14 protein-coding genes and 1 pseudogene are annotated in these 14,635 nt (G+C 41.8%); 9 read left to right on the top strand and 6 right to left on the bottom strand.

The genetic code is table 11. From position 1 onward, the window contains the following. Positions 1 to 32 precede the first annotated feature (32 nt). Positions 33 to 2,093, bottom strand: a complete 2,061-nt coding sequence (locus V7K25_RS31150; protein WP_335163730.1) for a tetratricopeptide repeat protein — start codon at positions 2,091 to 2,093, stop codon at positions 33 to 35. A 402-nt stretch (positions 2,094 to 2,495) separates the two neighbouring features. Here V7K25_RS31150 and V7K25_RS31145 point away from each other — a divergent pair, with 402 nt between their 5' ends. Beyond that, positions 2,496 to 2,687, top strand: a complete 192-nt coding sequence (locus V7K25_RS31145) for a hypothetical protein (protein WP_335163728.1) — start codon at positions 2,496 to 2,498, stop codon at positions 2,685 to 2,687. 143 nt (positions 2,688 to 2,830) lie between these two features. On the opposite strand, the gene V7K25_RS31140 is transcribed toward V7K25_RS31145, so the two are convergent. The 3 genes and pseudogenes from V7K25_RS31140 to V7K25_RS31750 all read right to left on the bottom strand — a co-directional run. Continuing rightward, the gene (locus V7K25_RS31140; RefSeq protein ID WP_335163726.1) at positions 2,831 to 4,696 is read right to left on the bottom strand and encodes an aspartate kinase; all 1,866 of its coding nucleotides are present in this window, start codon (positions 4,694 to 4,696) and stop codon (positions 2,831 to 2,833) included. A 122-nt stretch (positions 4,697 to 4,818) separates the two neighbouring features. Then, on the bottom strand, positions 4,819 to 5,322 hold the full coding sequence (locus V7K25_RS31135) for a Uma2 family endonuclease (RefSeq protein ID WP_442948136.1): 504 nt from the start codon (positions 5,320 to 5,322) through the stop codon (positions 4,819 to 4,821). Next, a pseudogene (locus tag V7K25_RS31750) lies at positions 5,308 to 5,526 on the bottom strand (GTP cyclohydrolase II); the annotation flags it as partial. The gene V7K25_RS31135 and the pseudogene V7K25_RS31750, both read right to left, overlap by 15 nt. Before the next feature lie 658 nt (positions 5,527 to 6,184). On the opposite strand from V7K25_RS31750, the gene V7K25_RS31125 reads away from it, so the two are divergent. From V7K25_RS31125 to rtcA, 6 genes are all read left to right on the top strand, one after another. Then, positions 6,185 to 6,667, top strand: a complete 483-nt coding sequence (locus V7K25_RS31125) for a tetratricopeptide repeat protein (RefSeq protein WP_229556596.1) — start codon at positions 6,185 to 6,187, stop codon at positions 6,665 to 6,667. Between the two features lie 21 nt (positions 6,668 to 6,688). Further along, entirely contained in the window at positions 6,689 to 7,147 is a 459-nt protein-coding gene (locus V7K25_RS31120; protein WP_335163723.1) for a hypothetical protein, read from the top strand. 202 nt (positions 7,148 to 7,349) lie between these two features. Further along, complete coding sequence (locus V7K25_RS31115; protein WP_335163721.1) at positions 7,350 to 7,526, top strand: ABC transporter substrate-binding protein; 177 nt, start codon at positions 7,350 to 7,352, stop codon at positions 7,524 to 7,526. A gap of 276 nt (positions 7,527 to 7,802) precedes the next feature. Continuing rightward, entirely contained in the window at positions 7,803 to 8,066 is a 264-nt protein-coding gene (locus tag V7K25_RS31110) for an ATP-binding cassette domain-containing protein (protein ID WP_335163720.1), read from the top strand. Positions 8,067 to 8,183: 117 nt separating this feature from the next. Beyond that, entirely contained in the window at positions 8,184 to 9,548 is a 1,365-nt protein-coding gene (locus V7K25_RS31105) for an FAD-binding oxidoreductase (protein WP_335163718.1), read from the top strand. A 144-nt stretch (positions 9,549 to 9,692) separates the two neighbouring features. Then, a complete protein-coding gene (rtcA, locus tag V7K25_RS31100; protein WP_335163716.1) occupies positions 9,693 to 10,739 on the top strand; it encodes an RNA 3'-terminal phosphate cyclase in 1,047 nt (348 codons plus the stop codon). Positions 10,740 to 10,977: 238 nt separating this feature from the next. Here rtcA and V7K25_RS31095 read toward each other — a convergent pair whose 3' ends face one another. Together V7K25_RS31095 and V7K25_RS31090 are read right to left on the bottom strand one after the other, a co-directional pair. Beyond that, positions 10,978 to 11,223 (bottom strand): hypothetical protein, encoded by a 246-nt coding sequence (locus V7K25_RS31095; protein ID WP_335163714.1) that lies wholly within the window; start codon positions 11,221 to 11,223, stop codon positions 10,978 to 10,980. 86 nt (positions 11,224 to 11,309) lie between these two features. After that, the gene (locus V7K25_RS31090) at positions 11,310 to 12,761 is read right to left on the bottom strand and encodes an MFS transporter (protein ID WP_335163712.1); all 1,452 of its coding nucleotides are present in this window, start codon (positions 12,759 to 12,761) and stop codon (positions 11,310 to 11,312) included. Between the two features lie 278 nt (positions 12,762 to 13,039). On the opposite strand from V7K25_RS31090, the gene V7K25_RS31085 reads away from it, so the two are divergent. Then, the gene (locus V7K25_RS31085; protein ID WP_335163710.1) at positions 13,040 to 13,558 is read left to right on the top strand and encodes a phosphoribosyltransferase; all 519 of its coding nucleotides are present in this window, start codon (positions 13,040 to 13,042) and stop codon (positions 13,556 to 13,558) included. A 669-nt stretch (positions 13,559 to 14,227) separates the two neighbouring features. Next, positions 14,228 to 14,578: a hypothetical protein gene (locus V7K25_RS31080; protein ID WP_335163708.1), complete on the top strand. Its 351-nt coding sequence runs from the start codon at positions 14,228 to 14,230 to the stop codon at positions 14,576 to 14,578. Positions 14,579 to 14,635: the final 57 nt, after the last annotated feature.

Below are 14,635 nucleotides of genomic sequence, written 5' to 3'. Positions count from 1 at the left end.
GTTAAAATGGTATTACTGTATTGAGTCATAGCTCAATTTTTTTCTCTTTTTCCAGATTTAGGGCGAGTAGTGGGCGCGGATGCTGAATTATTTTGCAAAATTGCAATTTCTCTTTGTGCATCTTGATAACTATCTTTTTCTCCTTGCTGTTGGAATAGTTTTGCAGCTTGCTTGAAATCTGCGATCGCTCCCTGTTTATTTTTCTGCTTAGTGCGAATCACGCCCCGGTTATAGTAGGCTAAGGCATTGTTAGGATTAATTGCGATCGCTCGTGAATAATCTTGATTTGCAGCTTTTTTATTTCCCAGTTCGAGATAGGCGTTACCACGGTTATTATAAGCTGCTAAATTATTAGAATCTAGTTTCAGCGCTTCGGTGTAATCTTCAATAGCGCCTTTATAATCTCCGAAAGAAAAGCGGTGAATACCTCTGTGGATATAAGCCGCAGTAAATTTAGGATCAATCTGTAAAATAGCGTTGTAATCTTCAGTAGCTTCGAGGTTATCTCCCAGATCGCTATAAACATCACCACGATTAAGATAAGCTTCGATGTATTTAGGATTGATGTTAATTGCGTCTGTATAATCTTTCAGCGCTGCATATTTTTGCTTATTAATAGATTGAGTTAAAGCCCTTTGATAATAAGCTTTAGCATCGGTAGGATTAATCTTAATTACTGTATCAAAATCTTGGATTGCTTCAAGTCTTTGTCTGAGGCGACGGTGAATAATCCCTCGCTGTAAGTAGGCTTCGGTATACTGAGGCTTGAGAGCGATCGCTTTGCTAAAATCTCCAATTGCCCCTTTATTATCCTTCAGTTGAGTACGGGCTAACCCGCGGCCATAGTAAGCATAAGCATCTTTAGAATTTAACTTAATTGCTTGCGTATAGTCTGCGATCGCTTCTTTGTACTTGCCTAATTCAGAAAAAGCAAATCCTCGATCAAAATAGGCATTTGCATCTTGAGGATTAAGCAAAATAGCTTGGCTAGAATCTGCTTGTGCTTGCTCGTAATCTCCTAATCGATAATAAGCATCACCTCGCTTATTATACGCCAGAGCGTTTTTTGGATCTAATTCAATCGCCTGATTAAAATCTTCAATTGCTCCTTCATAGTTTCCCGCCTCATATTTATTGACTCCCTCTTTGTATAATGTCTGTTGAGCATTTGTTAGAGGTTTTAGCAACCTCAATTGCCACGCTCCAACACCAAGTATGATGCAGCCAGCTACCCCCGTCATAACTAGTAATAATTTTTTCTGATGCTGTTTTTCCCGATTCCGCTCAACATTTGCGATCTTTTTCAGATCGTCTAAAACTTCAGTCGCATACTGGTAACGTTTACGATAGTCAAAACGTACCATTTTATTAATAATTTTGGATAATTTTTTATTAACTTTTATATTTTTGTTCTGCCAAACTATTTCACCTGTCAGCCGATTTTTCTGAGTTCGCAAATTAGATATTTCGTTTTCAGATAAACCTAAAAGTGCTGCGATCGCAACCATACCTAAAGCATATATATCGCTGTTGTATTTGAGATTGCCGTTAACTTGTTCTATTGGCATATATTCGAGATTGTTAACGGTATTAGTGATGGCTTCATTAACAGTACCAAAATTAACCAAGACTAACTTTTTGTCTGATTCCCGGCGAATGATATTAGCTGGTTTAATATCCCGATGAATCACACCATAGCTATGTACAATTACCAAAATTTCTAATATATCTGATAAAAGACTAATTACTTGCTCTTCATTCAAAGGTTGTCCCTGGATAATTTCGTCAGTTAAAGGATTACCGACTATAAATTCTTGGACTATATAGAATTCTTCATTTTCTTCAAAAGAAGTAATAAGCTTTTGAATTTTATCGTGTTCTTGCCCTAGTTTTTCTAAAGTTGCTGCCTTACTATCAAATAAGCGCCGTAAGATTGTTAAAGCTTGAGGACTCTTACCAGGAGAAAGTAACTGCTTTACTATAAATTGGCTGTTAGCAAGATTAACATCTTCAACTAGATAGGTTTTTCCCTTTTCACCATCATTGAGAATTTTTAGTATTCGATAATGTCCATTTAATAAATGACTATTCATCAATATAAATATAATCTAATAAATTGTTTGATTATAACTTACGTATTTTGCTGGTAATTTTATTTAAGATTATTCTTTAAAAAAATATTAATGCCATTATGGCAGGTAAAAGTATTAATTATTAGCTAATATTACATATTCGTACAAGTATTGTTCTGTTCTCGATGAAAAAAATATTATAGACTTAATACGGTTACATATTACCAGACTTGAGTAAAATTTGTACATTAAACCAGATGTAGAGAAGGAGGTGAGTAGGTAATGGAGATATTTTGATCTTGATTCTTCAGCAATCCCACTCATGATATCTAATTCTCTAATGAGATAAAAAATAGAAGTTTGAATTATCTATGACCCCATATAGAAGATTGAAAATCAACATATTTGGGCAGGAAAAAAGACGTGCGAGCTACTGCGAAGCGTCAATTACTCAAGGTGCTGAATTGCCGTGATATAGCTGCCATTAAGAGCTTGATTAGCGATCGCGCCCAGCAAATCTTACTTACCCAAGTACCACAGAAGCATCAAGCATCATTTGAGACACAGTTAGAAACTTTTTCAGTCTCAGATCCAGTTACTACCATCGAACAGTAGTTAGGGTGTGCATTTTTTAGCAATTTGACTGACATTGCTATCCAACAGATGCAGATACTGAGTAATTCCCAAGCTGCGAGCCATGATGGAAAAATGGAATTTCAGAAATAGATAATCAGCAATTAAAAATTCAAAATTTAATTCTACGCTGGCACGACAAATTTCTCACTACCAGCTAGTCCAAAAGCAGCATGAATGACTTGCAAAGCTTTAACCCCTTGCTCTTGTGCCACGACACAGCTAATTTTTATTTCTGAGGTGGCAATCATTTGAATATTAATTTGGTGTTCGGCTAGTGCTTCAAACATTTTAGCGGCTACACCTGGTTGTCCCACCATACCTGCACCTACAATACTCACCTTAGCGATCGCATTATCTAAAACAACTTCACCCCATCCTAATTCTGCTGCTACTTGGGTAAGCATTTTTTTTGCATTTTCTCCATCTATCCGCGAGACTGTAAAGGCAATATCTCGTCTAGGAATACCATCAATCACTCGACAACGCTGAGATTGGATAATCATATCAACGCTAATATTATGCTGCGCTAATAATCCAAACAACTTCGCCGCCATCCCTGGCCGATCTGGTAATTGGCGAATAGCAAGACGCGCTTGGTTCAAATCGAGGGCGACACCACGAACGGGAGAGTGATGGGGGGATGAGGGGGATGAGGGAGATGAGGAGGATAAAAGAATTAATTTGTCTCCCCCTGCTCCCCCTGCCTCCTTTGCTCCCTGCTCCCCTCCCTCTATCTCAAAGGCGCTGCGGAGTGCGTTGACAGCGCGATCGCATTCTGTTGCATTGACTACGCAGCTTACTTTTACTTCGCTGGTGGAAATCATCTGGATGTTCACGCCTGCTTCAGCTAAGGTGGCAAACATCTTTGCAGCTACACCAGGACGTCCAATCATTCCCGCGCCGGCGATGCTGACTTTGGCAATATTATGTTCTACCATTACCTCGGCTTCGTCAGATTTGGGGTTAGATTGACTTCTCAGTGCTGGGGCGATCGCTGCTGTTACTGCTTCTGCCCGTTTTAATATTGGTGTGGTGACAGTAAATGCTATGTCATTACTATTACCTTCATGAACTGACTGAATAATTAAATCTACATCTACTTTTTGCCGAGAAATTTCGCCAAATAACCTAGCTGCTATGCCTGGTTTATCGGGTACGCGCAACAAAGCCACCTTTGCTTGGTTAGTGTCAAATTCTACAGCATCCACCGGGAGGGCAATTTCTAGATTGATTAGCGATCGCCCTTGGGGTTTGGCTGACGTTACCCAAGTACCGGGGGCATCCGTCCAGCTAGACCTAACTACTAAGGGGACACCATAGTTACGAGCGATTTCCACAGCGCGGGGATGCAGCACTTTTGCTCCCAAGCTAGCTAGTTCCAACATTTCATCGCAGGTGATATCATCCATCAACTGGGCTTTGGCAACTAAGCGGGGGTCTGTAGTTAAAATCCCTGGAACGTCTGTATAAATTTCACAAAAATTTGCTTGTAATGCGGCTGCGATCGCCACCGCCGACGTGTCAGAACCACCACGCCCCAAAGTTGTAATTTCCATTTCTCCGGCGTTGAATGTCCCTTGAAAGCCGGCTACTACAACTACTTTACCTGCATTTATGTGCCGAGTTAGGCGAGTAGTTTCAATATGTAAAATCCGAGCGCGGCTGTGTTCGGCTTCGGTAACAATTCCTACCTGAGCGCCAGTCATGGAAATTGCGGGTTGTCCGAGTTCCTGCAAAGCCATACTAAGTAAGGCAATGGTGACTTGTTCCCCAGTGGAAAGCAGCATATCCATTTCCCGGCGGTTAGGATTTGAAGAAATTTCATTAGCGAGTTTGACGAGTCCATCGGTGGTTTTGCCCATTGCCGAAACCACTACTACAAGCGAGTTTCCAGCTTTAACAGTTTTGTAAACGCGTTGTGCAACAGCTTGAATACGTTCGACTGAACCGACAGATGTACCACCGTATTTCTGAACTATGAGCGCCATAACTTTTATGCAATCAATTGTGTCTGTTTTGCTCAATGCCTCCGCCGGGTTAGGAAGCCTTGAAGATATTAATAGATATTTAGTTTACTAAAGATTGTGTAGCATACCCAATCATAAGTTGATTATTCAAAAACTACATCTTCGTAAAGTGCTGCTATTATTTCCTCAAAATCCACGCTGTTGAGTCGAAATGATTTATCTTCTGCTGTGTAAGATTGTAAAACCCAGAGCCTCTGCTCATTGTGTCGAAAACACTCGACTCGCTGACGTTTTGTATTAATTAAAACATACTCTTGCAGACTTTCCGGCGTTTGATAATCGGCGAATTTGTCGCCCCGGTCAAAGGCTTCAGTAGAATTAGATAAAACTTCGACAATTAAACAGGGAAATCTTTTATAAGCTGGCGTTTCTTGATCTCGTTGGTCGCAAGTAACCATAACATCGGCATAATAAAAGCGATAGGTGCAGATATCTGAGCCAAACACATTAGAACCGTTGCATTCATCATGAACACGCACCGCTACAGGTTTATTGGGATCTGCGATCGCAGCCAAATCACCTCCCTGTTGGCAATAGGATGCAAAAACCTCAGATGCGATCGTTCCAAAGGGGTCGAGGGATACTATTTTATCAGGGTCAGCCCAACTAGGATGAGGCCCGATATGCTCTACTGGGGATGTATTCTGTCAGATCCGCTCAATGATTCGACTGCAAAGCACTGCTAGCCACTGCTAGAGCGCGATAAATCGCATAACTTGCCAGAATGAGTGCCAAATGACATTGCGATGTGCCTGCTTAGTTAGCGTGGCAATAATCGGCCCGCGTTCCATAGGGTTGGCTGCTCCCCATTGAATGGGATTGGTTTAGAGCCAAAGTTACTAGGATGGGAAGTAAGAACAATATGGGACTTCCAAATAAAAAAATGTTCCAAAACTGAGGCAAAAACTCTCTCTATTTCTTCTCTCTGCGTTCTCTGCGCGGCAGTCGCTCATGGGGGAAACCCCCAAGACCGCGCTGCCTTGTCTGTGTGGTTCGTTTCTTGGAATAATTTATTTCTTGGAAGTCCCTATGCCTGGAAACGTCATTTTGCTTTGGCATAGTCATTATTTTTTTGGGGATATTTTTATAAGCTGTTATACCAATTGTGTATGAAGATGCACAGAATATTAAACGAACTGCCAAGTACGCCTTCGCGTAGCGTCTCGTTAGAGAAGAGTGCTAAGAATAGAGACTTACTCATTTAGTGCAGCTTCACATTAAATTAGTATTAGTTACTAAATATTTGTCAACTACCTATAGTCAGTTTTTATTTTTAGAATTTTAAATATCGAGTATGGTATTAGTCGTATGCTGAATACAATAAATAACACAGAAAATTCATAACTTAGCAATAAAATACCGCAATTTTAAAGATAGCTTTAAAAATCATTTAATAGATATATTTTGTGAGAAAGTTAATACAAACGTATATTCAATGATTTCAAATTCATGGATTCTTTACCTATTAATTCCTTACTTGAAGAGTTGAAAAACCCAGATGCCACAGTCCGCGAAAAAGCAACCAGAAAAATCTGGCGGATTTGGTTTCAGCAAAAGGGAATTTATGGGCTGGAAATAATTGATCGCAGTCAAAAGTTACTTGATGCGGGTGAAATTGCTGAAGCCGAAACAGCGCTGACAGCACTAATCAAAGACCAGCCAGATTTTGCCGAAGCTTGGAATCGCCGTGCTTTTCTCTATTACAGTATTGGGGATTATCAAAAATCTCTGGCAGATTGTCAGATAGTCGTGCAGATAAATCCAATACATTTTGGGGCGCTTCACGGTATGGGTTTGTGTTATGCAGCACTAGGAGAGTATAGTGAAGCCATCAAAGCTTTTAAAGCTGCTTTAGAAATTCAGCCCTATTCGCTAGTGAATCAAAAGTTGATTCTAGAATGTACATTTAGATTCAGTTACAACGGCAAATAGAAGAGAATATCATCCTGTTTTATGTATCCGCCATCACCCTTATTAACAGCAGTTCATCGCCTTAGTCGCCGCAATTTTATTCAATACGGTTCTATCTGGATTGATAGTAGCTTCATTGCTGCTTGTAGTAACACCAACCAACCATCAACTAGCAATTCTCAGGTGAATAAAGTTACATTTGGCACAAACTGGATAGCACAAGCAGAACACGGCGGATTTTACCAGGCGATGTCTACAACGGGCTGCGCCTACGCCACTCGTATTTATAAAGACTATGGTTTAGATGTAAGTATCAAAATGGGTAGCCCGCAGGTTCCCAGTGGTACTCAATTGTTGATGGGGGGTGCGGTAGATTTCTTCATGAGTTCTGGCATAGATGCCGTGAATGCCATAGCACAAAATATTCCCAAAATCACAGTCACAGCAATTTTCCAGAATAGACCTCTGGTGTCTTATTGCACATCCCAACACAGCAATTAAAACCCTTGGCGACCTTAAAGGCAAACCAATTTATGTCTCTACTTCTGCTAATATTACCTATTGGCCTTTACTCGAAGCAAAGTATGGTTTTACGAAGATCAAAAGCGCCCTTACAACTTTAATCAAGCTCCTTTTCTGATTGAAAAAAACTCAGCCCAGCAAGGTTATATTACATCTGAACCCTTTGCTATTGAGAAGCAGGGTGGTTTATCAGCCAGTGGTATTTTTATTAGCAGATTATGGTTATCAACCCTATGCAACCACTATTGAAACAAAAAAAGAACTAGTAGAAAAAAATCCAGAATTAGTGCAGCGATTTGTTGATGCCTCAATTAAAGGTTGGTATAGCTACCTAGAAAATCCCCAACCAGGGAATTAGTTAATTAAAAAAGATAATCCAGAAATGACGGATGAGCAACTTGTCTATAGCATTCAAAAGCTAAAACAATATGAGATTATCCTGTCTGATGCCGCAGAAAACAAGGTATTGGGGCGATGAGTGACCCAAGGTGGAAATCACTCTTTAACAGCATGGTTGATACTAATATTTCTAAATCCAACGTTAACTATAAGGAAGCATACACCTTGCAATTTGTGAATAAAGGGGTAGGCTATTACAAGAAGTAAGCCGCTTGCTATTCTCCAGATTTTTAGAATGAGTAACCATCCTGTTATCACACTCAATCAGATTAGCAAGGTCTACACCAATGGCACTGTTGCCCTGCAAGACCTAAATTTAGCAATTCCAGAGTCGCAATTTGTTAGTTTGGTTGGCCCCTCCGGGTGCGGTAAAAGTACAGTTCTGCGAGTGATTGCCGGATTGGGGCACACGAGTTCTGGTAGTATTGACTGCTTGAGCGCCTTATCTGACCTTATATTAAGTAAGTGGCATGAAAGTGCTGTGAAACAAGAAAACTAGGATTTTAAAACGCAAAGGAACGCAAAGGTTTACGCAGAGGAACGCAGAGGGATTAATTCTCTGCGAACCTTTGCGCTTCCCTCAGCGTCCCTCTGCGTTAAAAAAAGGATATAAGCTATGACAACATTGGATGCCCTTATTAATTCTCTAGAAGGTATAGAAACCATCACCGACTCCGCCCAAGTCGCAAAATTATCCCAGGATTATCATACCTTTAGCCCAGTGTTGATACCGAAACTAGAGGGAAAAGTCGGGGATATCGTAGTGCGTCCCGCCAATGAAGCAGAGGTTTTAAAAGTTGCCGCCGCCTGCGCGAAACACCGTGTACCCATAACTGTACGAGGTGCGGGAACTGGGAATTATGGGCAATGCGTACCGTTGCATGGTGGCGTAATTTTAGATATGACACGGATGCAAGAGATTCTTTGGGTGAAACCGGGGGTGGCGCGGGTAGAAGTTGGGATGAAATTGGCGGCTATAGATAAAAAAGCCAGAGAAATCGGCTGGGAAATCCGCATGGCGCCCTCCACGTACCGCACAGCCACAATTGGCGGATTTATTGCTGGGGGGAGTGGGGGCATTGGTTCGATACAATATGGGTTATTAGGCGATCGCGGTAATATCCTAGCATTGCGAGTGGTGACTGTAGAAGATGAACCCCGTGCGATCGAATTACGCGGCGATGATGTGCAAAAGGTGAATCATGCTTGGGGAATTAACGGCATCATCACCGAAGTAGAAATCCCATTGGGGCCAGCTTATCCTTGGGCTGAAGTGATTGTCACCTTTGACGACTTTATGACAGCAGCAAAGTTTGGTCAAGCTCTTGGCAATGCTGATGGCATGATTAAGAAGTTGATTTCTGTATTTGCATCCCCAATTCCTCAATACTTTCATGCCCTACAAGAGTATATTCCTGAAGAGACTCATCCAGTATTTTTGATAGTTGCTGAATCGAGTTTGGAATTCTTACCAGGTTTGGTGCAGCAATATGGCGGCAAAATTACTTATGAAAAACCGGACGAGGAAGCGGGTAAAGGTATACATTTAGCAGAATTTAGCTGGAACCACACTACCTTACACGCCCGGAGTGTAGATACTGGTATTACCTATTTACAAAGTATGTTTCCTAGCGATACCTCCGGCGGGCTGCGCCTACGCAGTTTGCAACTAGTACAGCACATGTATCATCACTTTGGCGATGAGGTAATGATGCATTTAGAATTCTTTCGCGTGAACGGTGCAGTAGTTCCTGGTGCATTGCAACTTGTGCGCTACACCACCGAAGAACGCCTTAATGAGATTATCCGCTATCACGAAGAACACGGTGTGAGTATTGCCAATCCTCATACGTATATTATTGAAGACGGCAGCAGAAAAGTTATTGATCCTGAGCAGTTAAAATTTAAGGAAATAGTTGATCCATATAAGTTGATGAATCCCGGCAAAAGCAAGGTTCTGCAATTGCAAATTCAAAATTAGCAAACTACAAAAACATATATCAGAACTTTTTCTGTATATTTGTGTAACTTGTCTTCAAAAAACTAGCTGTTAGACGTTTATAATTTGTGGTTTGATTTTAAGAGCCGTGGGGATAACCCAAAATCCACCATTCCAAAATCGCTCATGATTGAAATTGACGGTTCCTACGGAGAGGGAGGCGGACAAGTTCTTCGCACTTCCTTAAGTCTAGCGGCCATCACTGGCGAACCCATACGAATTTCAGGCATTCGCGCTGGACGCAAAAAGCCAGGATTAGCAGCACAACACTTAACAGCAGTTCAGGCTGCGGCGAGAATTTGTAATGCCCAACTACGGGGTGATGCTTTGGGTTCAATGCTGCTAGAATTCATCCCAGGTAGTGCTGTGCAAGCTGGAACTTATACCTTTGATGTTAGTAAAGCACAAGTTGGTGGTTCTGCGGGTGCGATCGCTCTAGTTTTACAAACAATTCTTTTACCTTTGGCACTAGCATCGGGCAATTCTCAAGTCACACTAAAGGGTGGAACTCATGTAAACTTTAGCCCGACAGTGACGTATATTGAGCAAGTTTATTTGCCGATATTGCAACGCATGGGTGTAGAAGCCCAAGTCAAGTTAGGCGCTTGGGGGTGGTTTCCCAAAGGTGGCGGAGAGGTACAGTTGCAGGTGGATGGCGGTGGTAAACTCAACGGGATTAACTTGTTGGAACGGGGAAATTTACAACAGGTGCGAGGGCTAGCAGTGGTGACAGAATTGCCTTCGCATATTCCCCAACGGATGGCGAATCGGGCCGAGAATATGTTACGAGAAGCCCATTTGAAAGTTGCTGTACACGCTTTGCGAGAAAGAGGTATAGCACCTGGGGCAGGTATTTTTTTAACTGCTGAGTATGAGAACAGCTTGACTGGCTTTGGTGCATTTGGGCGATTACGGTTATCGGCAGAGACAGTTGCAGAGATTGCTTGTCAGCAACTCCTTGAGTTTCATCACACTGGCGCAGCTGTGGATGAACACTTAGCAGATCAGTTATTATTACCAGCTGCTTTAGCGTCACAGGAAAGTCATTACCGGGTAGCTGAGGTAAGTAGACATTTGACGACGAATGCAGCTGTAATTGAACAATTTGGGTTGGCGCAGATTAGGGTAAATGAAACCGAAAAAATCGTGTCGGTAAAGAGTTTGACTAGATGAAGTAGAAAAAGCTTTAAGAGATTGCCTTATGTAAGAGTCTTCGGTTTACCCACATCCTCTATGACAATATTAACTGTGCGGTGTGCGCTGCATAGAAATTTGCCTCATTTCCAAGAATGGAAATGAGGCAAAGGTATTTTATTTAAGCGGAGACAGAAAATTTTTGATGGTTTATTTAAGAGGATTTACTATCAAACTTGTAACCTGCATGTGTTGCAACAATCAGCAACTATCCAATTTACAAGGCAATGCAAATGTAGTTGAGACTGAGTTCAGTTGTCTCTGATACTTGCTCTTTGATTAAGTATGGAACAGAGCCTTTGAATTTACCTCTATCAAAGGCATATATATAGGTTAAGTCAGTTTGCGATCGCAAATACAAAAGATTAGTCATTGGGCGTTGGGCATTCATCTGGTAGAGCCTTTGAACTCCATTAATGAGTTTTGGGGTTGCATATTTGCGGGATGATCTAGCAACTTCCAAAATTTCCCCCTGCTCCCTGCCCCCTGCCCCCTGCCCCCTGCCTCCCCTGCCTCCCCTGCCTCCCCTGCCTCCCCTGCCCCACTCCCTCAACTCCCCCTCTTCTCTTGCCGTTCTTTGAGTTTCAGCATGATCTCTGCGTGCATCTCGCGGGTAATTGGGTAAAAATACGTTAAAAATAAGCCACAAAGCAAACAAACTGTAGGTATAGGCCCAACAGCAATACGAATCGCAAACAGTGCAGATTCAGGTTGGATGGGTAGTGGACTTCCGGCCACAGATTCTTTGAAACCAGATACTTGCAAAGCATTTCCTACCAAAAATAGCCCCAAAGCTAAACCAAATTTTTGTAGCAAAACCATGAAGCCATAAAAAATGCCTTCTCTGCGTTGTCCAGTTTGTAGTTCATCTAATTCAATCACATCTGGCATCATCGACCAGGGAATTAGATAAGCTGTGGAGACACCAATACCAGCCATGACAGCCATCACATACATCAAAACTATTTGACCAGGTTTTAAGAAAAATAGTCCGGCGGCGGCTATTATCCACAAACTCATTCCCAGAAAATAAACAACTTTTTTCCCGACTTTTTTACTCAACTCACCCCAGACAAATAGCATCAACAAGGCAGTTGCTTGGACTGCAATCAGCACTGTGGGCACATCTGATTCTTTAAGGGCCATACAATTGACTACAAAATAAGGAATAGTGCTGGCTGTAATCTGCACACCTAGCCAAGAAAAAAGATATATACCAATAACAAATAAAAAAGGTCGGTTGCTGAAGACTATTTTTAGCTGTTCGCCGAAGGGGAGAGATGCAGGTTCCTCAGCTAGGATGCGTTTAGCCTCAAAAGCCAAGATGCGATCGCGGACTCCAAAAACGCACCAATATAATCCTAAAATCGAAATTACAGTACAAACCGCTGCTAAAACTAGATATGCTTGTTGGCGATCGGCAATTTTGATAAAAATAATTAGCGCTAAAATCAATGACAGAATGCTGCCACCAATAGAAAATGTAAAGCGAAAGCTGTTAAGGCTGGTGCGTTCGTCGTAATCTTGAGTTAGTTCTGGAGTCATCGCCGTATAAGGCAAATTCACAACCGTATAAAAGGACTGAGATATAATCCCAATTGCTACGTAATACCAGAACAGCGGCCAGATATTCTCACTATGATTTGCACTAAATTGCGGTACAGTCCACTGCAAGAAGAAAAAAATTCCAAAGGGGATTGCTCCATAAAACATCCAAGGAAGACGACGGCCCCAACGACGAGATTTCGTTTTATCAGTCAGGAACCCGACAAGCGGATCGTTTACCCCATCCCAGATTTTGCCAATCATCAAAATAGTGCCAGCTAAACCCGCAGGGATACCAGCGATACTGGTAAAGAAAATCAGCAGATAAAAGACAGAGATATTTGCAGTAATTGCCGGTCCTAAATCCCCTGCACCGTAAGCCAACTTGGTTTTCAAGTCGAGTTTTTCAGTAAGAGGATTTCGTTGGCTATCACCATCAGCAGTAGAATCATTCATAAAACTTTGCACTCATACTAAAATAAAAAGTCTGCAATCGCCTTCAACAAGAGGCAGGGGGCAGGGGGAAAAGGAGCAGGGGGAAATGACCCCAACCAAGAGCCGACAAGCGTTGCGGAACATGGGTCTGATTCCCCCACTTCTACTAAGTGGTTCTCGTACCCCTACGGGGAAGCAAGCTACAGTTGGGGTCGAATCCCCTTTCTGTTCTATCTCCCCTGCTCCCTGCCCCCCTGCCTCTTTTTCAATACTAGCTATCTACCACTCCCGTTAGACTTATGCCAGACCTTTATGTTTCTTGGTCAGATTATCACCAAAAAATTGAACAACTGGCTATTCAGATTTATGAATCCGGTTGGGAATTTAACCAGATTATCTGTCTTGCCAGAGGAGGACTACGAATTGGAGATATTCTTTCGCGTATATACCAGCAGCCGTTGGCAATTTTAGCAACCTCATCTTACAGTGGCGCTGGTAAGCAAGAAAGAAATAATTTAATTTTCTCCCGCCATTTAACGATGACTGCCGAAAAGTTAGGTTCCCGCATTCTCCTAGTAGATGATTTGGTAGACTCTGGCATCACACTCCAGCAGACTATACCTTGGCTCAAGCAAAATACTGATTTACCTATTGAGGAAATTCGCACCGCCGTTCTTTGGTATAAAGCTTGTTCAGTTATAGCACCCAATTATTATGTTGATTATTTGTCTGATAACCCCTGGATTCATCAACCTTTTGAACATTACGAGCAGATGAATATCGCAGAACTTGCGGCTAAAGTAAATCAAATGTGTTGATTAATACTAAACAAAGTTAACATTACAGCCAAAAGTATTAGTCACTTTTTAAATTTTAGCGTTAGCGTAGCTCGCCGCAGGCATCGCTTCCCTTAGCACTATCAATCACAAATTAATTTCAACATTGGTTTTCATCTGAAAAACCCTTGCTAGTATTAGAAGGAACTTCCAAACTCTTCCCTCAAGAAGTCCCAACGGCAAATGATTTTGTCGTACTCTTTATTATTATGCGAATACAAAGAAAGCCAAAAAAGAACGCAGGAGGCATCTATGCTAAAGCGAACAAGCAATGGGGGCTTATAACCACAACTGATAGCGTAGGGTAGTGACTTCCTAAACGTATTGGAGGCCACCATACCTCCGGTATGGTGGCCTGTAGCTAATTAGGTTTTGGCAAAAGGCTTTTCCAAAAACTTTTTCTTTCCTCCTGCTTCCTGCCTTGCTAAGAGAGCTTGGCCAAAATCCAGGAGTAAGAATGAAAGGGTTTTGTACTACCACCTGATTGTAAAATGCCCTTATTAGGCGGGTGTATAAAACCCTTTTATTCAGAATAAATTCTGAATCTGAATTTTGATTTTTTCATGATAAAAATTGAAGAAATGTTACGAAAATTGGGTGAACCTGGACAGGAACTGCTAAGGCAATATTTCTTAGAAGCGGAGTAGTGTAATGAGGAATGAGGAAGTGGAGCAAATATGTTTAGACGATATTCTCATCACTGAAGAGTTGTCCTGTAGAATACCCAGAACCACTGACCTCAAGCAAGAAAACGATGCACTTCATACCCTGATAGGACAACTAGTTGAGCAGCCTCAAATTCTGCTCAAAAAGCTTGTAAAAATAATTGCTCAACTGTGTCAAGCAGAATCAGCAGGTGTCAGCTTACTTGAGGTGACTCCGAACGGGGAAGATATTTGTCGCTGGTTCGCACTAGCCGGGATGTTAGAAGCCTATGAAGAAACTGCCACCCTTTACAGCTTTAGTTGGGGAGCATCCCATTTTTGCAAAGACATTAGATAGCAAGTTGACCATTGAGGTAGGCACAGCGAAGTTGTAGTATGGACGGCACATTGGCAG

The organism is Nostoc sp. (assembly GCF_036919495.1).
Taxonomy (GTDB): Bacteria; Cyanobacteriota; Cyanobacteriia; order Cyanobacteriales; family Nostocaceae; genus Nostoc.
This window is presented reverse-complemented; position numbering and strand designations above follow the sequence as displayed.